The sequence below is a fragment of the Streptomyces sp. NPDC031100 genome, from assembly GCF_055570785.1.
On record NZ_JBVIGN010000003.1, the window covers coordinates 475872 to 500310 of the forward strand.

Consider the following 24439-nt stretch of genomic DNA (forward strand, 5'->3'; position numbering starts at 1 on the left):
GTGGTTCCCAGCTAGGCCTCCTCCCCAAATCCCTTCCCCTTCCCCCCCGCCCCCCCCCCCCCCCCCCCCTCTCCCTCCCTCCTCCCCCCCCCCCCCCCCCCCCACGAGGCACTCGTCGCCTGGCACGACATCCCGTTCTTCCATGTGCCGGTCACCGCCTCGACCAAGCCCGAGGCCGAAGCCCGACTCCTGGAGATCGTCGACTCGTTCGACGTCGACCTGGTCGTGCTGGCGCGCTACATGCAGGTCCTCTCCGACGAGCTGTGCACCAGACTGGCCGGCCGGATGATCAACATCCATCACTCGTTCCTGCCCAGTTTCAAGGGCGCCAAGCCCTACCACCAGGCCCACGAGCGCGGCGTCAAGCTCGTCGGCGCGACAGCCCACTACGTCACCGCCGACCTCGACGAAGGCCCGATCATCGCCCAGGAGGTCATCGGCGTCGACCACAGCCACACCCCCGACGACCTCGCCGCCATCGGCCGCGACGCGGAGTCGGCGGCCCTGGCCCGAGCGGTCCGATGGCACAGCGAGGGCCGGGTGTTCGTCCAGGGCAGACGCACGGTGGTCCTCCGCTGACGTCACCACCGGCGGGGTGTCGACGCGCAGGTCGCGGGGCCGGCTGTGGTAGTACACCGCCGATGTTCGGGCCTGTGCTTCGCAGCCCTGGCAGGTCTAGAGCCTGTGTCATATCCCCGGTCGCCCGGCCGGGGATATGACACAGGCTCTAAGGGCCTGTTGCCTTTTCGATCTTCAGGGGCGCGGGAGTGTGTGTCACCACTCGATGGCGCGTCCGTCGACGGTCGTTCCGGGGTAGAGGTGTTCGGCAGTCAGGGCCAGGATGGTGGGATTGATGCGGTCCAGGTGACGCAGCAGCATCAAGTCGGCGAACTCCTTGGCGTGGCGGGCGACGGCGGCCACTTCCGCGGTGTCCTGCAGGTACTTGCGGGTCTCGTCCAGGTGGCGGGGGTCGTCGTCGTTGGCGGGGTTCTTGTGTCCGGCGACGACGGCGCGAGGGTGGACCGCAGCGATCTTGTCGATGGCGGCGATCCAGTCCGCGCGCCGCTCGGGCAGCGGCCGGGCCTTCTCGCCGCCGGCGAGGTAGGGGTGGACGCCGTTGTAGACGATGTCGCCCGCGACGACGAGGCCGATGGACGGCACGTGCACGAACGTGGTGTCCGGTCCGTCGCTGTCGCCGGCCTCGACGAACCGGACCTCCTCGCCCTCCAGCAGGAAGGTGTAGTCGTCGATCACCTCGGGCAGCACGATGTCCTTGACGATCTGGCCGGGAAACTGGCCGTTCCAGAACGCCATACGCTTTCCGGCGGTGAACTCCGCCAGGGCCACGGTGCCCTCGGTGGCGATCATCCGCGCGTCAGGAAAGTCCTTGGCGACCTCGGAGAAACCGAACCAGTGGTCGCCGTGGCCGTGAGTGGCGTACATGGCGACCAGGTTCTTGCCCGAGGCCAGCACCCACTCGGCCACCTGCCGGGACTGCTCCTCCAGGTGCGGGGCGTCGATCAGGATGGCATCCCGCTTCCCGTAGATGAGGGTCGCCGACATCGGGGACCAGGCCGGCAGCGGCCGGACCGAGGAACCATCGGGCAGGACCGCCCGGGGAGGAAGGGTGACGAGGACGTCGTATTCGAGAGCCACGGTTGTCCGCTTTCTATACTTTCGATGCTTCATTCTTATGTTTGCCTAGAACACCCGAAATGCTCCCGGCCGGGGTCGGCGACCTTGTTGTCGCCGAGTCTGTGGGGCGCAGAGCACCTTCCGGTCTCAGGACCGTGCGACTCTCGCGGTCACCAGGCCGGAGCCGGTTCTGCAGCAGGCTGGTGGCGGCGGATGATCAGGTGTGTGATCTCGGCCGCGCCGAAGGCAAGGACGATCAGTGCGGCGCCGACGGGGCCGAGCCAGTGCACGCCGGCCCAGTTCAGCGCGCCCTGGCCGACGACGGGGGCGATGGACACCCCGACGTAGAGCGTCGCGGAGTGGAGGCCCGTCAGCATCGGGGCAGCCGCCGGCATCGCACCGATCAGGCGGTGGGTCTGCGGCGTGATGAATCCCCAGCCGCACAGGCCCCACACGATCAGCGCGACGACGGCTGTGCCCATGTGCGCACTGGACCATGGCATCAGCACGAAGTCGATGGCGAGCACCACGAGGGCGGTGTTGATGATCCGGCGGGCGCCGAGCCGGTCGACCAGGTGCCCCGAACCGAGCGTGCCGATCGTCGAGGCCACACCCCACACAAACAGCAGGATCGAGAGCGTGATGCCGCTGCCGCCGGTCGCGCGGTCCAGGCCGTCCGCGATGTAGGAGTAGACGATGTACAGGCCGATGAACAACAGGAGTGTCGTCAGCAGACCCATGCCGACACGGCGGTCGCCGAGCGGCGCGAGCCGCGTCCGCAGCGGGACCAGCGGCGGGTTGGGGATCTTGGGCAGCAGAAGCGCGATGGCCAGCGCCGCAACAGCCCCGAGAGTGGAGACGAACACCATGGTGATGCGCCAGTCACCGGTCAGACTGCCGATGGCCGTGCCGATGGGGGCACCGAGCGCGGTCGCCGCGCTGAGACCGGCCATCACCGTGGAGATCGCACGCCCCCGGCGCTCCGGCGGAGCGAGCGCGGCCGCCGCAGCTATCGCGGTCGGGGTCACCATCGAGCCGCCCAGCCCGGCCAGCGCCCGTGCGAACAAAGCGATACCGAAGCTCGGAACAAATGCGGTCAAAAGGTTGCCCACGACGAAAATGCCGAGTCCGGTGAGGAACAGCGTGCGTCGCGGCCAGCGCGTGGTGAGTGCCGCCATGACGGGGCCGAGGATGGCGTATGTGAAGGCGTAGGCCGTGATCAGCCATCCGGCGGTTCCGATGTCAACACCCAAAGAGTGCCCGGCGTCGGGCAGGATGCCGGCGATGACGAAGCTGTCCGTGCCGATGGCGAAGAGCGCGGCAGTCAGTACGAGGAGCGATCGGTACACGTGGGGTCCTCCTGATGATGTAACCATGTCTGTTACATCACTGTTTTAAAGAGAGGCCGATCCGAAGATCGGCCGGAAATAAACCGGATATCACCGAGCGGGCGCGTTTCAGGCGGCGGCGATCGTCTCCTTCAGGACGTCGGCGATGGTGATCGCCGCCAACTCTTCCTTCATCGCGCGCTCCGCGCGGCCATACACACCTTGCAGCACCGGTGGGAGACCCAGGCCGACGGGACACTCCTGACTGGGGAGGGTCGAATGCAGCGCGATGAGCGGCTCGGGTTCGACGGCTTCGTAAACATCTTTCAAGGTGATCGACTCGGGGGGCCGCCCGAGCTTCACACCCGCACCCTGACCACGCACCGACACGACCAGGCCGGCCTCACGCAGACCGCCGAGGATCCGACGAATCACCACGGGGTTTGTATTGACACTCGCCGCGATCCTGTCGGAGGTCACAATGCCGCCGGGACGTCGAGGGCAGGTGAGCGCCATCCAGGTCAATGCGTGTATGGCCACGGTCATGCGACTACTGACGGCCATCGGATCCTCCTGCCTCGAGCGACCAGTGTTGTAACAGATTCAATTACAACACGACCGCCTGTCAAGCGCAGCGAGAGCCGACGGTCAGGCCCTCCTGAACGGCGGCGTCCGTCGCGCGAGGCCTGGCCTCCCAGCGCCGCCCTCGCCTTGCGAGACCTGGGCGGAAGGCTGAACCTGAACGTGAGGCATGCCTACCGACCAAATGGACCGAGCGCAGACGGCTGTGGGGCTCGGCCACCGCGGCCCGTGCAGGGAGCGGGTTCCTGATGAGGCTTGTCGTCGATCTCAACCGGTGCCAGGGATTCGCGCAGTGCGTCTTCCTCGCCCCGGACGTCTTCTCCCTGCACGGGGAAGAGGCGCTGCTGTTCTCCCCTCGCTTCGACGAGGCACAGCGTGACCGGGTGGAGAAGGCTGCTGCCGCCTGCCCGGTCCAGGCCATCCTGGTCGACTACTCCGACGAGCCGACGAAGGGTGTGGAGTCCCATGTCGGCTGACACGGACGTCGAGGTCCTGCGGCGCCAGGGCCGCATCGTCGTCGTCGGTGCCTCGCTGGCCGGTCTGCGCGCGGCGGAGACCCTGCGCGAGGAGGGCTTCACCGGATCGCTGACCATGATCGGCGACGAGCCGTACGAACCCTACGACCGGCCGCCACTGTCCAAGCAGGCGCTGCTCGGGCGGGCACGGCCCGAGGACACCGCGCTTCCGCGGCGGCGCGACATCGACGCCGCATGGCGTCTGGGCGTCGCCGCCGAGGGCCTGGACCGGGACGCCAAGCAAGTGCGCCTGACGAACGGCGACACCGTCCCCTACGACCGCCTGCTGATCACCACCGGGACCAGAGCGCGGCCCTGGTTCCACCCGGAAGAGGCCGCGCTGGACGGGGTGTTCGTGCTGCGTACCCGCGACGACTCCGCTCGCCTGCACCGGAAGCTGACCGGGGGCGTGTCCCGGGTGCTGGTGATCGGCGCCGGTTTCACGGGCTCGGAGGTCGCCTCCGCCTGCCGGGAGCTGGGCCTTCAAGTCACGGTCGCCGAGCGCGGCCCGGCACCGCTGGTGGGGGCGCTCGGCGGAGTGATCGGCGCGGTCGCGGACCGGCTGCAGCGCAAGCACGGAGTCGACCTGCGCTGCGGCATCAGCGTCACCGCCCTCGAGGGCGACGATGTGGGACGACTCAAGCGCGCCCATCTGTCCGACGGTTCGGCGATCGACGTGGAGGTGGCGGTCGTCTCGCTCGGGGCCATGCGGAACACGGAATGGCTGGCCGGCTCGGGGGTGGCCGCGGGTCCCCGGGGCATCGCGTGCGACGCCGGTTGCCGGGTGTTCGACGTCAACGGCATCGTCACCGACGACATCTACGCCGCCGGTGACGTCGCCCGCAGCCCCCACCCGCTGTTCGACTACCAGTTCCTGTCGCTGGAGCACTGGGGCAACGCGGTCGAACAGGCCGAGATCGCCGCCCACAACATGATCTGTGCGGGCCCGGATCGCCGTCCACACTTGTGGCTGCCTATGTTCTGGTCCACCCAGTTCGGTGTCAACATCAAGTCGGTGGGTGTGCCCTCGCTCGGCGACCAACTGGTGGTCGCCCAGGGGGCGCTCGACGAGGAGCGGTTCGTTGCGGTGTACGGGTACCGCGGCCGCGTCATCGCCGCGGCGTCCTTCGACGGAGCCAAGTGGCTGGGGTTCTACGAACAGCAGATCGCGTCCGGCGCCCCCTTCCCGCCGGAGTACCGCACGGTCGACCGCCGCACCGAGACGCTGCAGCCGATCGACCCGGCCTTCCCCGACCCCCATCTGCCCACCCATGGGGCCACGGTCACGCTGACGGGCCACTCACCGAGCGAGCGGCGTGTCGCGTTCGTTCCGTCGCATGCCTGATCACCGGCCCTGCACCGCCCGGAGCCCTCAGGAGTCACCATGACGTCCGGCAGCATCGTCGCGCAGATCACCGACTACGCCAATCGGGCCGATCCGTACCCGCTCTACGCGGAACTGCGCAAGCAACCGGTCAGGCGGGAGGACGACGGCACCTACCTGGTCAGCACCTATTACGAGGTGCGGAGCCTGGCCAACGACCCACGGCTGAGCAACGACACGAGCAACCGTCCACCCGGCTACGCCCGCCCCGGACAACCGGTTGAGTCCGGCCTGCCGCCCAGCTTCATCTTCACCGACCCGCCCCTGCACGACCGGCTGCGCGACACCATCAACCGGCCCTTCGGTCCGCCGCACAGCCCCAGATTCCTCGACGGCCTGCGCGCAGAACTGGCCAAGACCGTCACCGAGCTGCTCGACGCCTTCGAAGGCAAGGACCAGGTCGACATCGTCGAGGACTTCTCCTACCCCCTTCCTGTCACCGCCATCTGCAAGGTCCTCGGCGTCCCGCGCGAGGACGAACCGCGCTTCCACGTCTGGGCCGACGCCCTGGCGTCGTCAATCGATCCCCACTCAGGCAACGACGGCGGCCCGGAAAAGGCACAGCGGGCCCGCCAGGAGCTGGGCGCCTACCTGACCGATCTGATCGAGACCAAACGCCGCCACCCCGGCCCTGGGATCCTCAGCGCCCTCGCCCCCGCCATGACACCGGCCGACCTGGAGGCCACCGCGGTGCTGCTCCTGGTCGCCGGCCACGAGACCACCGTCAACGCCATCACCAACACGACCCTCACCCTGCTGCGCCACCCCGACGTCCTCCAGCGGTTCCAGAAGGACCCGGACCTGGCCGTCCCGCTCATCGAGGAAGTGCTGCGGTACGAGCCTCCGGTCCAGTTCGTCCCGTGGACCACCGCCCTGGCCGACATCGACGTCGCCGGCACCACCATCCCCAAGGGCTCGCCGGTCTGGCTCATGCTGGCCGCCGCGAACCGCGACCCCCAACGTTTCAAGGACCCCGACCGGTTCGATCCCGACCGCAAGGACAACGAGCACCTGGGCTTCTACACCGGCATCCACTACTGCTTCGGCGCCCCGCTCGCCCGCATAGAACTACATCTGGCCGTGCCCGAACTCTTCCGCCGGGTCACGTTCTCCCGGCTGCTCGAGGACCCGCCTCCGTACCGCGCCAACGCGGTGCTGCGCGGCCCACGCCATCTTCCCGTGGCCATCGAGGGCCTGACGGCCTGAGCACTCCTGACGCAGGGCCTGCTGAACAGAGTGCCACTGGCGGCATCAGTGCCCTGCGGGGTCGTGACTCCCGCTCGTTGGGCACCTTCAAACTCTGTGGCGGGCACATGGCCACACGGTCGGTGGAGTCTCACCGACCCAGTCAAGCGCTGCTGCCCGGGTCTTGGAGCACCGGTTTGGAAGATCGTGTATGCGGATGCGTGTCGACCTGGCGCGATGTTGACCCGCGCGAACGCAGGCGGCTCGCCATTGTTCCCCGTGGCTCCCCGTTGGTCGCTGACCGTTCGGGCACGAAAGGGGCACAGCACCTCAGGCCGTGAAGTTCCTCTCGGCGCAGGCGTCGGTTTCGTCAGTCTCAAGATCCACGGCCACAGCAAGTGGCCGGACGAGTTCTCCAGAGCGCTTGCTCGGCTTTCCAGAGTAGGCAGATGGACAGCGTGCCTCTGGTCCGCCATGCTGCCTTGGCGATAATGCGCCAGCGGTGGCTGCATTCTGTGAGGGGCGGGGATTGATGGAGCAATCGCAGGTCGCAGCTATGTCACCGGAGCGCATCCGTTACCGGTTGACGCGGCTGCAACGCTTGCTGCCCATGCTGCCCGGCTTCGTCGTCATGGCCTTCCAGGTCTTGTTCTGGTTGGACGGGGAACCGTTTGGTCCTGTACTTGTCTCAGGACTGCTCGTGTGGGGTGTCCTGCCGCCCGTGGTGTTGATCACCTCGCGGTCCTTCGGGGTCACTATCACGCCATCGGCGGCCATCGTGCACAACCTCCGCCGCCGGACCATCCCGTGGTCGAACGTCCAAGCCATCCAGATCGAGTCTCTCTTCGGAAGCCGGACCGTCGTGATCTACGAAGCGGGCGGTCGCCGTACCCCCCTGCGGGCGCCGATCACCGGGTTCCTCAGCTGGGATCGCAGCTTTGAGGAGAAGTTCCACACCATCGGTAGGTGGTGGCTGGATCACCGCGGCCCGGACTGGGCTCCTGTCCCGCCGCCGTGGGCGCAGTGGGGTTGCCCACCGGCGTCCGACGGGAACCCTTACGCCCCTCCCGCATAGGCAGCAGCTGATCCACGCACCCTCCGGGCGGCGGAGTCTCCATGACTGGGTCAAGCCACGGGGCGCCGTCCATAGGTCGGAACAGTGCCCGTGCCGGCCACAGACTTGAAGGTCTGGCCTCATCTTTATCAGGCCGATCATAGGGGTCTGCCAACGTCGACCAACCGCCCCTGTGCCTCGACCGATCGTCCACCGGGCTCTGGCCTCGACCGTTGCTGTTCGCGCTTGTTGGTGTCAGCCGCCCCGCGCGGTCTTGACAAGGCGGTCCCACCGGAACAAAGCACCGGGTTGGAAGATCACGTATGCGGATCCGGTCTGACATGGGGAACGCTGACTTGCGCGTTCACGGAGCGCTGCCCGGTGTTCCCTGGTGGTCCCTCTGGCGTGCCTCTCGAACGGTCACGGCAGCGGCACGATGGACAGCTCGCCAGCTCACCCCTCATAGGCCCAAGTAGATCCTGATGCCAAGAGCGGCGACGAAGATTACGGCCATGCCGATCAGGAAGCGGCGGACCGGCGTTCCATCCTTGGACAACGTATAAGCGACCACCGCCCGCTTCGGCTTCCTCGGGTCATAGATGACGTCGACCCGCTGCCTGATCTCTGCGCTGGCCTGGGAGCTGCGCGGCGTGGTGAAGGTGACCGACTCCCCATCTGGGAGCCGGAATCGGATCAGACAGCTGACCTTGCCATCCCTCGGTACGGAATGGCTGACGCACACACCTCGCCCTTTCACGCCTCGCCGACGAAGCCGTTCGTTCCAAAAGTGAGGAACCGCGAAAAAGAAGGAGATAACAGCCACCATGAACATGACGGCCTCAGCCAAAAAAGCTGCTTCCGCGTGCGTCATCTGCTCCCCCCTCAGATCAACACGCCCCACGGGCCACCACAGCATCACTGCTCGTAGAGCCTTGGTCAAGCCTTGATCACAATGAGGCAAACCTGCAGATCTCCCTCCCGCACCAGCCCACCACTCACCCCAGCTCCCATCCCGTCCGCCGTCGACCCACACACCGTGGAGCAGGCGTGGTGTCGGTTCTGAGCCCGCCGTGATGCCGCGGTGGCGGCATCACGGCAGGGGCGGTGACGGCATCGGAGGGCTCAAGCGAGGGCGATGGCGCGCACCTTGACGGTCCGGACGGACTGCTCGGGGGTGCCGGGGCGGCCATGCGGGGTGGTGCTCAGAGGCTGCGGGCAGTGATGTCGCCGTGGGAGGTGGTGGCGCGGATGTCGAGTTCGGCGGTGCCATCGTTCTTGAGGGCGTTGCTGACACGGCCGTAGCCGGTGCCGGCGTCCAGGGAGGCGGAGACGCCGGCGGCGGCGACGACCGAAATGTCGCCGGACTGGGTGCGCAGCACGACCGTGCCGCGCACGGCCTCGGCGATCCGGATGTCGCCCCTTGCGGTGCTGATCTCCGCGGGACCGCCCAGCCGGCCGACCTCGACGTCGCCGTCGACCGCGGTGAGGCGGACACTCGCGGCCTCGTCGATCTTGATCTGGCGGTACGCGCCTTCGAAGACGACGTCACCGAGGCGGCCGACGCCGCGGAGCTCGCAGCTGGCGGACTTGGCCTCGATGCGGGAACCGGCGGGCAGTTGGACGGTCACCTCGATGGATCCGGAGTTGCCGAGGATCTGGTTCTTCGCCGCCGGGACCTCGATCCGCAGGACGCCGTCGCCGTATGCGACCTCGGTCTGCTCCGCCGCCTTCACGTCGCGGCCCTTCGCGGCGTTGGTGGGCAGGACCTCGACCGTGGTGTCGTCCCGGTCGGCGGCGATGAACTGGACGCGCCCCGCGGGGATGTCGAGGACGGCGGAGATCGGGGCGGGGGTGTCGAACTTCTGCATCGTGCTCTCCTTCTGCGGCTGTCGTTTCTGACACCGGAAACGCTACGTTGCATTCGAGGATCAGGCAACAAGTCCGTTGCACACATTCAGCATCTATGCAGGTGAAAGCCCAATTTTCGTTGCAACAGCTCTGTTTCTAACGCAACGACAGCCACTCTGTTCGTTGCATTGGGTGGAGAGTGAACGCTATGTTGGAGGCATCAAGGAAGCGTGAAGGGAGATCGCGATGCCGGGAGGCAGGCTCACCCAGCAGGAACGCCAGCAGATCGCGCTGGGACTGGCCGACGGGCTCGCGTACGCGGAGATCGCCAGACGTCTCGACCGCCCCACCTCGACGATCACGCGTGAGGTGATGCGCAACGGCGGCCCCACCGCCTACCGCGCCGACCTGGCCCACCGCGCCACCGAACGCCGCGCCCACCGCCGCAGACAGGCCGCACCCCGCGGGCCGCAGGCGCCCGAGCAGGCCCACGGACGCGACGCCGAGGCCGTGCGCGAGTACGAGGAGGCGTTCACCACCCTCCTCATGCAGCAGGGCCTGCCCAAGATGATGTCCCGGGTGCTGACCTGCCTCTACACCACCGACGCGGGCAGCCTCACCGCGTCGGAACTCGTCCAGCGGCTCCAGGTCAGCCCGGCGTCCATCTCCAAAGCGGTCACCTTCCTCGCGGGCCAGGGCCTCATCCGGCGGGAACGCGACGAACGCCGCCGCGAGCGGTACGTCGTCGACACCGACGTCTTTTACCAGGGGATGATGGCCGCTGCCCGGTCCAACGCCCAGCTCGCCGAGACCGCACGGCAGGGCGTCGGCCTCCTCGGCCCCGACACCCCGGCCGCCGCCCGCCTGGAGAACATCGCCCGCTTCGTCGACTTCGTCGCCGAGAGCATGGCCCGCGCCGCGGAACAGGCCCGCGACATCCTCTACACGAAACCCGAAGCGACCTCAGGCGGCACTGCCACGCCACGTTCAGATCGCTGACGCGATACGGACGTTCTGGAAGGCGCCCCGGACCACCGGGACTCGTTCCTCACGGAGGAGGAGCGGGCTGCGGGGCGACACGATGACGATCTGCGTGTCGCGGCGCCGGGGCGCCCGTCTGGTGCCGGATCCGTGACACTCGGGCCGGGTCAGGAGGTCAGATAGGCCTCCACCTCGCTGAACTGCCCTGCCGGCCAGCCGGTGTTGGCGCTGACGCTGAGCCGCAGGTAGCGCAGGTCGGCGGAAGCGGGCAGGGCAACGGTGGTCGTGTTGCCGGTGGCCGGATCGAAGCGGTAGCCCTGTGAGCCGACCACCGTCGAGTAGGTCGAGCCGTCGGTGCTGCCCAGCACCGTGATGGTCTGGGTGCGGGCGCCCCAGGCCGAGGACGGGGGCAGCTTCAGCACCAGGCGGCGGACTGCGTAGGAGGAGCCGAGGTCGACCGTCCAGGACTGCGGGAAGGCGTTGTTGGTGGACTCCCAGTAGCTGTTGGCGTCACCGTCGACGGCCTTGCCGGGCATGTAGACGTCCTGCGAGCCGGTGGCACTGGCCGGGCGGCCCTTGGCAAGGTTGCGGTTCGGGTCGGGGTCGGGGTTGCCCTGGCCCGGCTGGGGCCAGGTGGAGCAGTCCGACCAGGTGCTGGACCAGCCGGAGTTCCCGCCGCCGTCGGTGAGCGTGAAGGAGCCCGAGTTCGCCGGGTAAGGGCAGTTGTAGATGCCGGCAGCGCCGACCTGGTCGGCGGTGACGTTGCGGAACGTCGCCGCGCCCTGCGCCTCGGCCTGGACCACGACCGTCCCTGTCCTGTTCACCGTAGCGCCGGTCACGTTGACGTTCCTGACCGGGTAGCCGTGTCCGCCGCCGGAGACGAACTCGAAGGCGCTGTACGGGCTGTCGCTGATGGTCGTGTTGGTGATGTCGACCGTCGCGTTGATCGCGCTGTCGTAGGAGTCGACGCGCAGGGCGCCCATCGGATGGTTCCAGTTGGGGTTCATCGCGCCCGCGCGGACGAGCGTGTTGCCGTCGACCGTGATGGTGCCGGCCAGCGGATGGAACGGGTCGAGGAACTTCTGGTTCGAGATCGCGATGCCGCTGCCGAGGGCGTTGGTGTCGGAGATCAGGTTGTTCTTCACCGCGATGTCGGTACCGCCGTAGATGGCGATGCCGTTGGCGAGGTTGGGCTGCGAGATCGTGTTGTTCTCGAAGCTGGAGTTCGTGTCGGGTGAGTACAGCGACCACATGGCGAGCGCGTCGTCGCCCTGGTTGCGCAGGAAGTTGTTGCTGACGCGGACGCCCTTGGCGGTGCCGTTGAGGTTGAGGCCGTCCGCGGTGGTGTCGAGGATGCGGTTGTTCTCGACGACCAGGTTGTCGTTGTTGCCCGTCAGCCAGAGGCCGACCTTCATGTGCTGGATCCACATGCCGGACACCGAACTCCCAGGGCCCAGTGAGCCGTTGACGAAGTTGTCCGGGCTGGAGTCGACGCGCTCGGTGACCTCGCCGATGACTACGAAGTCCTTGATGTGGACGCCTCCGGAGGAGCTGGACTGGTCGATGAACCGGGAGGTGTGCACGACCGAGTACCAGCTGCCCGCGCCCTGCAGGGTCACGTTCTGCACACCGCTGAGCGAGGAGGTGGTGCGGTAGTCGCCCGGCGGGATCCACACCACCCCTCCCTGCGCCGCCGCGATGGCGTCCCGGAAGGCCTGGGTGGAGTCGCCGTTGCCGCTGGGGTCGGCGCCCTTGGACACGACGGACACCGAACCGGCGGGCTGGGCGGCGGCCGCCGCGACCTGCTCGAAGTCGGCGACGTCCACGGTGACCTGGGTGCCGGTCGACTCGAAGGCGATCCTGTCGCCCGCCTGGACGGTCTGCCCCAACAGCAGCCGGGCGTTGTCGAAGAAGTGGTGGGTCTTCGCGCCCGGGATCCAGCCGGTGTCGATGTAGGAGTACTTGGACGTCACCGGGAGCGTCTTGGCGAGCTTGGTGCCATTGACGTACACGTTGAGCGAACCCGACTGCCCGTCCGGGACGCTGTAGGCGAGATTCACGGCGTTGGACGCGCGCGGCACGGTGAACTCCACCCGCTGACCGGAGGTAAGCCGTACGGCCTGCCGTCCGGAGGCCTCCGAGGCGAGGGTGCCCTGCGTGTAATCGGGGCCGATCTTCGTGCCGGTGGTGCTCGCCGACTCGGCCTCGACGGAGGTGAAGGGGAGCGTGGCGCCCGAAGCCGCGTGGGCGGTGGGGGCCACGGCGACGAGCATGCCGGCGGCCAGGGCCACGACCGCCCCGATGGCCGGCATGCGCCTGACATGTTCGGCGGTGCTGCTGCTGTGCATGTGCTGATCCCTTCGTGGTGGGGGTGCGTGGGATAGCAAGGGGTGCGGGGGGCGGCTCAGGCGCGCAGCCAGGCCGCCGTGTCCTGTGGCAGCCGGCCGGCGTAGTCCAGCGGGCCGCTGCTGAGCAGGAGTTCGGAGTGCGCGGGCAGCTCGGCGGGTGCGGCGGCGAGGTTCACCACGCACGACACGCCCTCCGTGCGGGAGAAGGTGAGCACGCCCTCGGGGGCGGGCAGCCAGGTCAGGGCGCGGTCGCCGAAGACCGGGCGGGTGGCGATGGCCTCGCGGTAGAGGGTCAGCATGGAGGTTGGGCTCTGCTGCTGACGGTCGGCCGCGTACGACGGCCAGTCGACCGGCTGCGGCAGCCACGGCTCCTCGCGTGAACCGAATCCCGCATACGGTGCGTGGGCCGCCCAGGGCAGCGGCACCCGGCAGCCGTCACGGCCGGGGTCGACACCGTGCGAGCGGAAGTACATCGGATCCTGGATGCGGTCGACCGGGATCTCGGCCTCCGGCAGCCCCAGTTCCTCCCCTTGGTACAGGTACACCGCTCCGGGCAGCGCCAGCGACAGCAGCGCGGCCGCCCGTGCCCGGCGGGTGCCGAGGGCGAGGTCCGTCGGGGTGCCGAAGGCCTTGGTGGCGAAGTCGAAGCCGGTGTCCGAGCGGCCGTAGCGGGTGGCCGTGCGCGTCACGTCGTGGTTGCACAGCACCCAGGTGGCCGGGGCGCCGACGGGGGCGTGCTCGGCGAGGGTGCTGTCGATCGAGGCGCGCAGCCGTCCGGCGTCCCAGGGGCAGGACAGGAAGGAGAAGTTGAAGGCGGTGTGGAGTTCGTCGGGGCGGAGGTAGCGGGCAAAGCGTTCGGGGTCGGGGAGCCAGACCTCGCCGACGAACACGCCGTCGTAGGTGTCGGCGACGGCCCGCCAGGCGCGGTAGATGTCGTGGAGCTCGTCGCGGTCGACGAACGGGTGCGGCTCGGGGTGCGTGGCGAGATCGGGCAGGTCGGGGTCCTTGGCGAGGAGGGCCGCCGAGTCGATGCGGACGCCGGCGACACCGCGTTCGAACCAGAAGCGCAGGATGTCCTCGTGCTCCTGGCGGACGGCCGGGTGGGCCCAGTTGAGGTCGGGCTGCTCGGGGGTGAACAGGTGGAGGTACCAGTCGCCGTCGGGCAGCCGGGTCCACACCGGTTCGGTGGAGCCGGCGAACTGCGACGGCCAGTCGTTGGGCGGGAGGGCGCCGTCGGGCCCGCGTCCGCGCCGGAAGTGGAACAGCTCGCGCTCGGGGCTGCCGGGCCCGGCGGCGAGGGCCGCCCGGAACCAGGGATGCTGGTCGGAGACGTGGTTGGGCACGATGTCGACGATCGTGCGGATGCCCAGCTCGCGCGCCTCGGCGATGAGTTTCTCGGCCTCGGCGAGGGTGCCGAAGGCCGGGTCGACGGCACGGTAGTCGGCGACGTCGTAGCCGCCGTCCTTCATGGGCGAGAGGTACCAGGGGTTGAACCACAGGGCGTCCACGCCGAGTTCGGCGAGATACGGCAGTCTCGAGCGGACTCCCGCGAGGTCCCCGGTGCCGTCGCCGTCGCCGTCGGCGAAGCTGCGGACGTACACCTGGTAGATGACGGCCGAGCGCCACCAGTCACGGTCCTTCCGGGCATGGGTGGGCTGTCCCACTGAGCTTGCCTTTCTGTAGACGGGGCGCTTTCTGTAGACGGGGCGGCTGCGTCAGCCCTTGGTGCTGCCCGCGCTGATCCCGGCGATGATGTGCCGCTGGAAGACGAGGAACAGCCCCACCATCGGGATGCTGGCGATCACCATCGCGGCGATGAGCACGGTGAGCTGGATGTTCTGCGACAGCTGGACGAGGGCCACGCTGATCGGCTGCTTGTCGGTGTCGGAGAAGACCATCAGCGGCCAGAGGAAGTCCTGCCACACCCCGACGAGGGCGAAGATCGACACCACGCCGAGGACCGGCCGGGACATGGGCAGGACGACCGACCACAGGATGCGCAGCGTGCCCGCGCCGTCGATCTCGGCGGCCTCCAGGACGTCGCGCGGCAGCTGGTCGAAGAACCGCTTCAGCAGGTAGAGGTTGAAGGCGTTGGCGACGGCCGGCAGCCAGATGCCGAGGGGGTCGTTGAGCAGACTGGTGTGGATCAGCGGCAGGTCGGCGACCGCCAGGTACTTCGGTACGACGAGGGCCTGTGCCGGGACCATGAGGGTCGCGAGGATGCCGCCGAGGATCACCTTGCCGAAGGCGGGCCTGAGTTTGGACAGGGCGTAGGCGGCGGCCGTGCAGAACACCAGCTGGAACGCCCAGGCGCCGGCCGCCTGCACCACCGTGTTCCACAGGTGCTGCGGCAGTTGCATCAGCTCCCAGGCATCGGTGTAGCCGCCGGTGTGCCAGTGTTTCGGGATCAGCGTCGGCGGGGTCTGCGCGACCTCGTCCGGGGACTTCATCGCGCCGGTCACCATCCAGTAGACCGGGAAGAGGAAGGCGAGCGCGAAGAGGGCGACGACGGCCGTGAACACCGTCCAGTAGAGCGCCTTGCCGCGCGGGCGGGCGAGGGCGGCCGGGGAGATCAGGGTGCGGGTGCTCATGCGGTGTCTCCCTCGCTGCGGGTGAGCCGCAGATAGACGGCGGAGAACGCGCCGAGCAGGGCGAGCAGCATCACGCTGAGCGCGCAGGCGCCGCCGAAGTCGTTGTAGAGGAAAGCGTACTTGTAGATGAGGTAGAGGACGGTGACCGTGGCGTTCTCCGGGCCGCCGCCCGTGATCACGAACGGTTCGGTGAACACCTGCATGGTGGCGATGATCTGAAGGAGCATCAGCATCAGGATGACGAAGCGGGTCTGCGGGATCGTCACGTGCCGGATGCGCTCGAGCAGGTTCGCGCCGTCCAGTTCGGCGGCCTCGTACAGCTCGCCGGGGATGGACTGCAGGGCGGCCAGGTAGATGAGGACGGTGCCGCCCAGGTTGGCCCAGGTGGCCACGATCACCAGGGAGACGAGCGCGGTGTCGGTGCCGTTGGACCAGTTCGAGGTGGGCAGGTGCAGCAAGCGCAGCGCCTCGTTGGCGAGGCCGGATCCGGGGTCGTAGAACCACTTCCACAGCAGGGCGCTGACCACCGGAGGGATCATCACCGGCAGGTAGACCACCACCCGGAAGAACGCCTTCGCGTGCCGCAGCTCGTTGAGGACGAGGGCGAGGACGAAGGGGACGGCGAAGCCGATCAGCAGGGCCAGCAGGGTGAAGGTGAAGGTGTTGCGCCAGGCCGCCGTGAACTCGGGGTCGTGCCAGACACGGGTGAAGTTGGCGGTGCCGACCCACTCGGGCGAGGAGCCGGGCGTGTACTTCTGGAAGGCGATGACGACCGCGCGGATCGCCGGGTACCAGGAGAACAGCGCGAAGCAGATCAGTCCGCCGAGGAGGAACCCGTAGGCGCGGGCCTGGTCCGCCAGGCGGCGCCGCCCCCGGCCCCCTACCGGGGGCGGCGCCTGGACCGGGTGAACGGCGGCCGCCTCGACCGGGTGCCGCTCGGCCGTCTTCGTCATGGCGGTCAGCTCCGGGCCAGAATGCTGTCGATCTTGCCGGACGCGTCCTTCAGGAGCTGGTCGATGTCCGCGTCCTTCTTGGTGAGGACGGCGGATACGACGCCGTCGAGGACGGAGTAGATCTGCTGGGCGTCCGGCGGCTCGATCTTCATCCGGAGCTGCTGGTTGCCGTCGAGGAAGGCCTGGTAGATCTCCACCGGGACATTGGCGTTGGCCTTCTTGGCCTGCTGGTCCTCGGTGTCGGCGGCACCGGTGAACAGGCGCGGCTCGGGCAGGCCCACGGGTGCGTCGTTCTTCTTGGCGCGGGCGTAGTCGCCGAGGAAGCCGGATCCGGGGGTGAGGAACATGTGGTCGAGCCACTTCAGGCCGGCGCGGATCTGGGCGGGCGTGTCCTTCTTGTTGAACATGTAGCCGTCGCCGCCGATGAGGGTGCCCTTGCCACCGGGCATCGGGGCGAGGGCGAGGTCCTTGTAGTCGCCGCCCTTCTCCTTGACCAGGATCGGGATGTTGTCGGGGGCGGAGAGGTACATGCCGAGCTTGCCCGAACCCATCATCTGCTGCACGTCGTTGATGATGAGGAGCTGCTTGCTGCCCATGGAGTCGTCGGTCCACCGCATGTCGTGCAGGTTCTGCAGGACGGCGTGGCCCTCGGGGGTGTCGACGGTGGCCTTCTTGCCGTCGGGGCTGACGACGTCGCCGCCTTGCGAGTACAGCTCGGCGGTGAAGTGCCAGCCGCCCTGGTTCTGCGCGCTGTAGTCGGCGAATCCGACCGTGCCGTTGCCGAGGGCGGCGATCTTCTTGGCGTCGGCGCGGACCTCGTCCCAGGTCGCCGGGGGCCGGTCGGGGTCGAGGCCGGCCTTCTCGAACAGCTTGCGGTTGTAGATCAGCCCCATGCTGTATCCGGTACGCGGTATGCCGTAGACCTTCCCGTCCACGGTGTAGATGTCCCGCAGCTGCTTCTGGAGGGTGCCGTAGCTCTTCAGTTCCTTGAGGTACGGCGTGAGATCGGCCGCCTGGTTGATGTCGACGACGTGCCGGGCGTCGGTGAAGTACGTGTAGAAGACGTCCTCCATCTGCCCGCCGGCGAGCTTGGCGTCGAAGGTCTTGGGGTCCTGGCAGGGGAAGGCGTCGTGCGCGACGACGTCGATCTCCGGGTTCTGCTTCTCGAAGGAGGCGATGTCCTCCTCGAAGAACTGCCGGTCGACCTTGGCGCTCTTGGGCGGCTCGCAGTTGACCGTGATGCGGGTCTTGCCGCTCGCCGTGTCGTCGTCGCCCGACCCGCAGGCGGACGCGGCGAGGGCGAGGGAGGAACAGACGCCGATCGCGGCGAGGGTGCGGCGGAACCCGGTTCTTCTCATCGGTGGACCCCTCAAGGCAGGAGCGGTGGGCGCCGCACACTCAAGCACCGACGACACTCTGCCGCAAGATGTCGCGCGAAAGCTGAAATTATTTAACAGACAGTTGGATCCGCTGGATCTCAGTCACGCGGGGCTTGCGCGGTGGAGCCGCGCACCACCAACTCGGGCTCGAAGAGCAGCTCCTCGGCGGGTACGGCGATGCCCCCGATCCGGGCGTTCAGCAGCTCCACGGCCGCGCGGCCCATGGCCTCGATGGGCTGGCGGACGGTGGTCAGCGGGGGTTCGGTGCAGTTCATGAAGGCGGAGTCGTCGTAGCCCACGACCGAGATCCGCCCCGGGACGTCGTATCCCTTGCGGCGGGCGGCACGGATCGCACCCAGGGCGAGGGGGTCGCTGGCGCAGATGATGCCGGTGACACCCCGGTCGATCAGCCGTGCGGCGGCCGCATGGCCTCCCTCGATGGAGAAGATGGCCCGGGCGACGCACTCGTCCGGCAGGTCGGGGGCGAGGGCGCGGGCGGCGGCCAGCTTGCGGGCCGAGGGGACGTGGTCGCCGGGGCCGAGGACCAGGCCGATCCGCTCGTGGCCGAGGGAGGCGAGGTGGCGCCAGGCCTGCTCGACGGCGACGGCGTCGTCACAGGACACGCCCGGGAAGCCCAGGTGTTCGATGGCCGCGTTGACCAGTACCACGGGGATGTTGCGGTCGGCGAGCAGTCGGTAGTGGTCGTGCGGCGCGTCGGCCTGCGCGTACAGGCCGCCGGCGAAGACGACACCGGAGACCTGCTGTTGCAGCAGCAGCTCCACGTAGTCCGCCTCGGAGACCCCGCCTTTGGTCTGCGTGCACAGCACCGGGGTGAGCCCCAGCTGGGCAAGCGAACCCCCGATGACCTCGGCGAACGCCGGGAAGATGGGGTTCTGCAGCTCCGGCAGGACCAGGCCGACGAGCCGGGCACGTTCGCCGCGCAGCTGGGTGGGGCGCTCGTAGCCGAGGACGTCGAGAGCCGTCAGGACCGCCTGCCGGGTGGCATCGGAGACTCCGGGCTTGCCGTTGAGCACCCGGCTGACCGTGGCCTCGCTGACGCCGACCTTCTTCGCCACTTCCGCAAGTCGTCGTGTCATGCACGCAAGGCTAGCGCAATTTACGCAAGCCGTTTGCGTAAACCGGCCTGGGGTGCCGCGTAAACGGGGCTAGGAGTGCCGCGGGAACGGGCTAGGCCTGTCCGGCGGATCATGTGACCGTTGCGGCTTCGGGTGACGCTCCCGGGGCGGCCTCACCTGCAAGATCCACCTCCCCGGTGAGGGGGACGCCACCCCCTGGCCCTGCTGATCACTCCGGGCCCGTGGGGCGACGCTCCGCAGCTCATTCCGGGATGTCGAAGGTCAGGTGGACAGCCTGATCGTGGAGGGCGGCGGTGCTGACGACCGCAACGGTCTCATCTCCGATCGCGGCGAGGGTGGCGGTGTAGTCGCCGTACGTGACTGCCTGCGCATTGACCTCCGTTCCGTCGACGACGAGCCGGCCTGTTCCGGCGGTGAGTACGTTGGGCAGCCAGATCGGTCCGTCAGGCGAGGAGTTGAAGAGGAACTCGCCCAGGAGCGCATCGGGCTGCAGGGTTGAGAACACGCGGACGTGCTCAGGCAGGCGCCGCTGGGTGGTCACCTGCACCAGCATGGTGTGCTCCTCGTAATATCCGAGGTCGATCCGCTGGAGGAAGCCGTCGACGGACCCCTGGCTTACCAGGCGGCGCCATCCGGGCTGGGGCCGCACGAGGACGGCCACCGGGCGGCTGAACGCCCCGAGTGTCTCCAGCCAGATGCGATCGTCGGGACGGCCCGGGTGGGCGGAGCTGTGGAACATGACGGCCCCCTCTGGATGGTCGCAGCCGCGGACGCGGTGCCTTCATCGTGGCATCGCACCGGCGTTCGCGGTCCGGAATATCGACGGACCCGATCATGGAGGACACCGCGGCGGGGCAAAGGAAAGGTGCGTGCCGTGCGCGGGGCGCGAGGCGTCCGCAGCAAGGGTGCGTATCGGGTCGTGATCGATCTGCGGGGGTCGCCCTCGCGGCGGGCCTGAACCGGTAGATCTTTTTGCGTGACGCGCGGGCAACTGACGGACGAGGAAGGGGAGTTCATCGGGTCGTACCTGCCGATCGGTGAGTACCGCACGTATCCCGAGCGGCTGCGGCAGCAGTTCGAGGGCATGATCTGGCGGTTCAGGACCGGGGGTCCTGGGCGTAGGGCCCGAGCCTGCGGCTCGGTAAAGATCCGCTGCCAGATACCGTCTCGCTGCCAGCAGCGGAACAGGTCGTACGCCCGGCCCCAGAGCCTTCTTGCCCTTCGGTAACAGCCGCTCCGCACCGCTCACTGCGCATCCGTCAGATCTCCTCGCCCCACGAATCAAGATCACCGCATGCTCGAGATCCACTTTTGATACACGCCCAGGGGGTGCGGTCGGTGTACTGGGGCTCCCGCTACAGGTTCGTCGCCGCCCTACGCCGGCCGACACCGGAGCGATCCGGCGCCGTATGACCGTGCGCCCGAGGGAGATTCAGCGGGGTGCGACCGGTCCGCTCCACGCCGTGGACGTGGACGTGGATGTGGCGCTGGCCTGGACCCACGGCGGGCCCTGCCTCACCCAGGGGTAGCCCGTCGAGCGGCCGGGACTGAGTGTGGGGGCCATCGGCACCCTGTAGACGGGCCGCACCGCCCGCCTCGGCGAACTGTCGCTGCGGCTCCCCGCCGAGGCGCTCGGGCTGTTCTCCCGTGAGGCCGGGCGGCTACCGCGGCTGCCCCGCGCCAGGTCCCCGGCAGCTCCCCCGGATCTGTGCGCAGCGGCGGAGCCGCCGTCCGCGCCCCGCCACCGGCGCGTCGGCCGGGGTGCGCCGACCGCCGTCCTGACGGCCCATCTCGCGCGGCCCGAGCCCGACTCCGGCTGGCCCGCCATCGTCCGACCGCCCGGGGCCGGAAAGACTTGCCGGTGCTGCGGGCCGCTCACGAGGTGCGCGGCCGGTTCCCGGAGGGATGGGTCTTCGTCGAAGCGCACCCCACCTCCTCGCTTCCCTTCTCCTCGGACATGCTCGTCCACTCGGAAAACCTCGCCCGCTCGGCCATGCTCGTCCGCTCGGACAACCTTGCCCGCTCGGCCATGCTCGTCCACTCGGCCATGCTCGCCCGCTCGGACAACCTCGCCCGCTCGGACATGCTCATCCGCTCGGACAACCTCGCCCGCTCGGCCATGCTCATCCGCTCGGACATGCTCATCCGCCGGATCCTGCACATCCTCGGCGGCTCCCCGGCCGCGGGAAACCCGGAGGATGCCCACGACCGACTGCGGGACGCGCTCAGCACACGGCGCATGCTCGAAGTACTCGAGAATGTCGAAAGTGAGGCGCAGGTGCGGCCGCTGCTCGTAAACAGCGGGCCGGGCGCGGCCCTGGTGGTGGCCGCACGGCCCGAACTGTCCGCGCAGCCAGATCGCTTCCGGCACCGGATCGGCGCCCTGAACCGGCCGGATGCTCACCGGACGCCAGCCGGCTTGGTGGGGGTCGAGCGCGACGGGCGCGGTGGCGGACAGGACGACGAGCGCGGCACAGGCCGCGAACGTCCACCTCCCTCTGCGGGGGATCCCTCTGCGGGACATGGGACTCCTCGTGAGAACACGGGACACTGAGCGCGGCGCAGGGCAGCACGGGAGCGACCACGTAGGGTGATTGAATGCCCGTATTTCATCACATACCGTGGCGATTTGAGGGGCTCACCATGCCGGGAAGTCGGGAACCGGGCCGCAACTGCACCCACTTGGCGATGGTGGGCACGCCCCGCTCGTCGAGCAGGTACAGCAGGTACAGCAGGTAGAAGCCGGGCGGCGCGTCGTTCGCGGACGGCGGGGTTGGAGCACTAGCTTGTTGCGGGCGCTGCCGGTGATGGGCCGTTCGATTCGGCGCCGGCTGGTGTCCACCGCGTGGGTGGTGGTGATGGGCGCCATCAGGACGGCTTTCTTCGCCAGTTCGGGCGTAGTGGCGCCGACCCGGAGGCCGGTTCCGTGGCCGTCAGCGTCGGTCGCTTGCCGCCGTGATGCAGATACGGCGGCTCGTAGGCGTCGATCGTGCCATTCTGCCCGGACCTGATGTCGGGGTTGTTGACGATCTCCTCCATCCGCATACCTCACACACCACTGCATACAACCAACTCCCTCGAGCCGATGATCGGTCGCCGCCGGCGTCGCGCTCCTCGACCAGGCAGCCGCACGGTGCGGCAACCGCCTGGAGAAGGCGCTAGTGGGCCAAGGGTTGAAGACGAGATCGTCATCCACGGTGCGCTGCAGGACATCGCCGTCGAAACCGTCCGCCGCAACCCCGACGATCGTGGCAGGGGCTTCGTACCGCAGCCGAAGAGGTGGATCGTGGAACAGGTCAACGCGACCTTGATGTTGCACCGGCGCCTGGCCCGCGAGTACGACCACCTGCCCGACAACTCCGCCTCGCGCGTCTACTGGGCCCGCCAACATGACCCGCCGCCTGACCACGCCCGCACCGGCCTGGCGCGACACCCGCGAGTTGGTGGCGTGAACGTCACCGAGCTCCTGGCCAACCTCCAGGCCGGCAGGACGAGGCCGCCACCCGGGCCGGCGAACTGCGCGACAAGATCGAGCACCTGAACGCCGCCCTGGCCGAAACCGAGGCCCGCCTGGCTGAACTCGTCACGACCCGGAAGATCATCGCGGAACTCGCACCAGCCCAGGCCGAGCCGGAACCAACCGAGTTGACCACCGTCTACCAGGTCATCGGGTACGCCTTCAACACCCACCCCGACCAGGCATTCCGGGTTCGTGACCTGCATGCTCTCCTCGGCATGCCCACCGGGCGTGCGAAGATCCAACGGTCGGATAAGCGCACTTCGAAGGATGGCTATGTTCGCGATTTCCTTGGGGGACGGGGCCGAGCTGCGGCCTTTGGAGCCGTGGCGGGCCGAGGAGTTCCTCGCGCATATGGACCGGGGCCGGGACTTCATCGGTGAGCACATGGAGCTGCCCGACCTCGCCGTAGACCTGGACTCCGCCCGCAGCTATCTCCAGCGCTACGCCGACAAGGCAGCCTCCGACACCGGCCGACTGTACGGTATCTGGCTCGACGGCACCCTCGTGGGTGGCGTCTCCTTCCCGAAATTCGACGCCGCCGCCGGCACCTGCGAGGCAGGCTGCTGGCTGGAGCCTGCCGCCACAGGCCGGGGCCTGGTCGGACGTGCAGCACGGCTGATCATCAACTGGGCGTTCAACGAACGCGGCATCCACCGTGTGCAGTGGCTGGTGTCGCCGAAGAACACGTCCAGCATCAACGTGGCCAAGCGACTCGGCATGACCCGTGAGGGCGTCCTGCGCGAAACCTACCTCTACCGCGGCGTCCACCACGACGCCGAGGTCTGGTCGGTGCTGGCGCGGGAGTGGCAAGCCCTGGGCAGCTGAGCGGTCCTTTGATTTGCCGTTTCTTCATGTTCACAGCTGATGGGCATGTCGACGGTCACGTAATTCCCCAGGCGGTGGCCGTAGCAGCTGCCGGGGCCCGCTCGTGATGCGGCGTCCGACGGGTCGGTCCGGTCCGTCCAGCTGTGGTTCGGGGATCCTGATGAATCGTGCGTGGTCCGCAGCCTGCCGTGAAGCCGCCTGTATCCGAATCCGGTTGCCGCTTCGTGGCCGGCTGCGCATCCTGCTGGGATGCGCTTCTCCGTCAACATCCCGAACTTCGGTGACTTCGCCGACCCCCGCAACGTCGCGACCGTTGCGGCTGCCGCTGAACAGGCCGGCTGGGACGGACTCTTCGTCTGGGACCACGTACTGCACCGGCAGCACCAGGGGCGTCCCTTCGGAGACCCCTGGATGCTGCTGACCGCAGCCGCGCTGGCGACCTCCCGGATCCGACTGGGCACACTGCTGACGCCGGTCCCCCGTTACCGTCCGCAGCAACTGGCCCGCCAGGTGGCCACCCTGGACCACCTCAGCGGCGGCCGGGTGATCTTCGCCGCGGGCCTGGGCGGTCCGGTCGAGGACGAATACCGCAGCTTCGGCGACGCCGCAGAGCCACGCCTCCTCGCCGAGCGGCTGGACGAGGGACTGGAGCTGTTGCGGCGCTTCTGGTCCGGCGAGCCGGTGAACCACCACGGCCGGCACTACGAAGTCCGGGACGTGACGCTGCTGCCCGCCACCGTGCAACGGCCCGGTCCGCCGGTGTGGATCGGCGGGTTCTGGCCGCGTCGTGCGCCCATGCGGCGGGCAGCACGGTGGGACGGCGCGGTGCCGCTCTTCGAGACGGCCCGGCACGGGCATGTGCCGGACGTGGCGGAGGTACGGGAACTGGTCGGCTATGTGCGCAAGCACCGTACGGCCGGGGCCGAGCGCCCCTTCGAGTTCGTGCTCGGCGGTGCCACGCCCCCGGACGCAGCGAAGGCCAGGGACGTGATCGGTCCGCTGCACGACGCCGGCGCCACCTGGTGGGACGAGCGACAGGTCCAGACCGGCCCCGACCTGGACCGCCTCCCCCCGGTGCTGCGCCGCATCGAGGCGGGGCCGCCGGTGGTCTGATCAGCCATTCGGCCTTGTGCCGTGCGCGTTCAGAATCCCCCTGGAGAATCGTGACCGCGCGGGTGGGGAATTACATGACGCCGGATTCGACCACCGGCATC

The 24439-nt window shown here is 68.7% G+C and carries 22 protein-coding genes and 4 pseudogenes; 11 read left to right on the plus strand and 15 right to left on the minus strand.

Annotated elements, in window-relative coordinates; all coding sequences use genetic code 11:
• Positions 1-111: 111 nt before the first annotated feature.
• Positions 112-579: pseudogene (locus ACZ5DS_RS10030) on the plus strand (formyltetrahydrofolate deformylase); the annotation flags it as partial.
• A 195-nt stretch (positions 580-774) separates the two neighbouring features.
• Here the strand turns inward: ACZ5DS_RS10030 and ACZ5DS_RS10035 are convergent.
• From ACZ5DS_RS10035 to ACZ5DS_RS10045, 3 genes are all read right to left on the minus strand, one after another.
• On the minus strand, positions 775-1656 hold the full coding sequence (locus tag ACZ5DS_RS10035) for an MBL fold metallo-hydrolase (protein WP_468235668.1): 882 nt from the start codon (positions 1654-1656) through the stop codon (positions 775-777).
• A 149-nt stretch (positions 1657-1805) separates the two neighbouring features.
• Entirely contained in the window at positions 1806-2984 is a 1179-nt protein-coding gene (locus ACZ5DS_RS10040) for an MFS transporter (RefSeq protein ID WP_468235670.1), read from the minus strand.
• Positions 2985-3092: 108 nt separating this feature from the next.
• Positions 3093-3527, minus strand: a complete 435-nt coding sequence (locus tag ACZ5DS_RS10045) for an Rrf2 family transcriptional regulator (protein WP_468235671.1) — start codon at positions 3525-3527, stop codon at positions 3093-3095.
• A gap of 266 nt (positions 3528-3793) precedes the next feature.
• On the opposite strand from ACZ5DS_RS10045, the gene ACZ5DS_RS10050 reads away from it, so the two are divergent.
• The 4 genes from ACZ5DS_RS10050 to ACZ5DS_RS10065 all read left to right on the plus strand — a co-directional run bounded on the left by ACZ5DS_RS10050 (position 3794) and on the right by ACZ5DS_RS10065 (position 7704).
• Positions 3794-4021: a ferredoxin gene (locus ACZ5DS_RS10050; protein WP_468235673.1), complete on the plus strand. Its 228-nt coding sequence runs from the start codon at positions 3794-3796 to the stop codon at positions 4019-4021.
• A complete protein-coding gene (locus ACZ5DS_RS10055; protein ID WP_468235674.1) occupies positions 4011-5405 on the plus strand; it encodes an NAD(P)/FAD-dependent oxidoreductase in 1395 nt (464 codons plus the stop codon). The genes ACZ5DS_RS10050 and ACZ5DS_RS10055 overlap by 11 nt, the downstream gene beginning before the upstream one ends.
• A gap of 39 nt (positions 5406-5444) precedes the next feature.
• Positions 5445-6650: a cytochrome P450 gene (locus ACZ5DS_RS10060; protein WP_468235675.1), complete on the plus strand. Its 1206-nt coding sequence runs from the start codon at positions 5445-5447 to the stop codon at positions 6648-6650.
• Positions 6651-7161: 511 nt separating this feature from the next.
• Complete coding sequence (locus tag ACZ5DS_RS10065; RefSeq protein WP_468235677.1) at positions 7162-7704, plus strand: hypothetical protein; 543 nt, start codon at positions 7162-7164, stop codon at positions 7702-7704.
• 439 nt (positions 7705-8143) lie between these two features.
• Here the strand turns inward: ACZ5DS_RS10065 and ACZ5DS_RS10070 are convergent, their stop codons facing one another.
• Together ACZ5DS_RS10070 and ACZ5DS_RS10075 are read right to left on the minus strand one after the other, a co-directional pair.
• Complete coding sequence (locus tag ACZ5DS_RS10070) at positions 8144-8554, minus strand: DUF3592 domain-containing protein (RefSeq protein ID WP_468235678.1); 411 nt, start codon at positions 8552-8554, stop codon at positions 8144-8146.
• A gap of 331 nt (positions 8555-8885) precedes the next feature.
• The gene (locus tag ACZ5DS_RS10075; RefSeq protein WP_468235679.1) at positions 8886-9551 is read right to left on the minus strand and encodes a DUF4097 family beta strand repeat-containing protein; all 666 of its coding nucleotides are present in this window, start codon (positions 9549-9551) and stop codon (positions 8886-8888) included.
• Between the two features lie 226 nt (positions 9552-9777).
• Between ACZ5DS_RS10075 and ACZ5DS_RS10080 the strand changes: the two genes are divergently transcribed.
• Entirely contained in the window at positions 9778-10530 is a 753-nt protein-coding gene (locus ACZ5DS_RS10080) for a helix-turn-helix domain-containing protein (protein ID WP_468235681.1), read from the plus strand.
• Between the two features lie 3 nt (positions 10531-10533).
• Positions 10534-10666: pseudogene (locus tag ACZ5DS_RS10085) on the plus strand (oxidoreductase); the annotation flags it as partial.
• 13 nt (positions 10667-10679) lie between these two features.
• Here ACZ5DS_RS10085 and ACZ5DS_RS10090 read toward each other — a convergent pair.
• From ACZ5DS_RS10090 to ACZ5DS_RS10115, 6 genes are all read right to left on the minus strand, one after another.
• On the minus strand, positions 10680-12860 hold the full coding sequence (locus ACZ5DS_RS10090; protein ID WP_468235682.1) for a galactose-binding domain-containing protein: 2181 nt from the start codon (positions 12858-12860) through the stop codon (positions 10680-10682).
• 56 nt (positions 12861-12916) lie between these two features.
• A complete protein-coding gene (locus ACZ5DS_RS10095; RefSeq protein ID WP_468235683.1) occupies positions 12917-14524 on the minus strand; it encodes a glycoside hydrolase family 13 protein in 1608 nt (535 codons plus the stop codon).
• A gap of 51 nt (positions 14525-14575) precedes the next feature.
• A complete protein-coding gene (locus ACZ5DS_RS10100; RefSeq protein ID WP_468235684.1) occupies positions 14576-15451 on the minus strand; it encodes a carbohydrate ABC transporter permease in 876 nt (291 codons plus the stop codon).
• On the minus strand, positions 15448-16404 hold the full coding sequence (locus tag ACZ5DS_RS10105) for a carbohydrate ABC transporter permease (protein WP_468235686.1): 957 nt from the start codon (positions 16402-16404) through the stop codon (positions 15448-15450). Before ACZ5DS_RS10105 ends, ACZ5DS_RS10100 begins: the two co-directional genes overlap by 4 nt.
• Before the next feature lie 5 nt (positions 16405-16409).
• Positions 16410-17762: an ABC transporter substrate-binding protein gene (locus tag ACZ5DS_RS10110; RefSeq protein WP_468235687.1), complete on the minus strand. Its 1353-nt coding sequence runs from the start codon at positions 17760-17762 to the stop codon at positions 16410-16412.
• 119 nt (positions 17763-17881) lie between these two features.
• Positions 17882-18880: a LacI family DNA-binding transcriptional regulator gene (locus tag ACZ5DS_RS10115; protein ID WP_468235688.1), complete on the minus strand. Its 999-nt coding sequence runs from the start codon at positions 18878-18880 to the stop codon at positions 17882-17884.
• Positions 18881-19016: 136 nt separating this feature from the next.
• Between ACZ5DS_RS10115 and ACZ5DS_RS10120 the strand changes: the two are divergent.
• Positions 19017-19156, plus strand: a pseudogene (locus ACZ5DS_RS10120) (IS5/IS1182 family transposase); the annotation flags it as partial.
• On the opposite strand, the gene ACZ5DS_RS10125 reads toward ACZ5DS_RS10120, so the two are convergent.
• A complete protein-coding gene (locus ACZ5DS_RS10125) occupies positions 19122-19619 on the minus strand; it encodes a hypothetical protein (RefSeq protein ID WP_468235690.1) in 498 nt (165 codons plus the stop codon). The pseudogene ACZ5DS_RS10120 and the gene ACZ5DS_RS10125 overlap by 35 nt on opposite strands.
• A 1122-nt stretch (positions 19620-20741) precedes the next feature.
• Between ACZ5DS_RS10125 and ACZ5DS_RS10130 the strand changes: the two genes are divergently transcribed.
• Complete coding sequence (locus tag ACZ5DS_RS10130; protein ID WP_468235691.1) at positions 20742-21434, plus strand: hypothetical protein; 693 nt, start codon at positions 20742-20744, stop codon at positions 21432-21434.
• Between the two features lie 58 nt (positions 21435-21492).
• Here the strand turns inward: ACZ5DS_RS10130 and ACZ5DS_RS10135 are convergent.
• The 3 genes and pseudogenes from ACZ5DS_RS10135 to ACZ5DS_RS10145 form a co-directional block, all read right to left on the minus strand.
• Positions 21493-21666: pseudogene (locus tag ACZ5DS_RS10135) on the minus strand (galactose oxidase-like domain-containing protein); the annotation flags it as partial.
• An 82-nt stretch (positions 21667-21748) separates the two neighbouring features.
• Entirely contained in the window at positions 21749-21919 is a 171-nt protein-coding gene (locus ACZ5DS_RS10140) for a hypothetical protein (RefSeq protein WP_468235692.1), read from the minus strand.
• Between the two features lie 333 nt (positions 21920-22252).
• Positions 22253-22603: a hypothetical protein gene (locus tag ACZ5DS_RS10145; RefSeq protein ID WP_468235694.1), complete on the minus strand. Its 351-nt coding sequence runs from the start codon at positions 22601-22603 to the stop codon at positions 22253-22255.
• Between the two features lie 70 nt (positions 22604-22673).
• Between ACZ5DS_RS10145 and ACZ5DS_RS10150 the strand changes: the two genes are divergently transcribed.
• Together ACZ5DS_RS10150 and ACZ5DS_RS10155 are read left to right on the plus strand one after the other, a co-directional pair.
• Positions 22674-23225, plus strand: a complete 552-nt coding sequence (locus ACZ5DS_RS10150) for a GNAT family N-acetyltransferase (RefSeq protein WP_468235696.1) — start codon at positions 22674-22676, stop codon at positions 23223-23225.
• Between the two features lie 249 nt (positions 23226-23474).
• Complete coding sequence (locus ACZ5DS_RS10155; protein ID WP_468235697.1) at positions 23475-24338, plus strand: LLM class flavin-dependent oxidoreductase; 864 nt, start codon at positions 23475-23477, stop codon at positions 24336-24338.
• Positions 24339-24439: the final 101 nt, after the last annotated feature.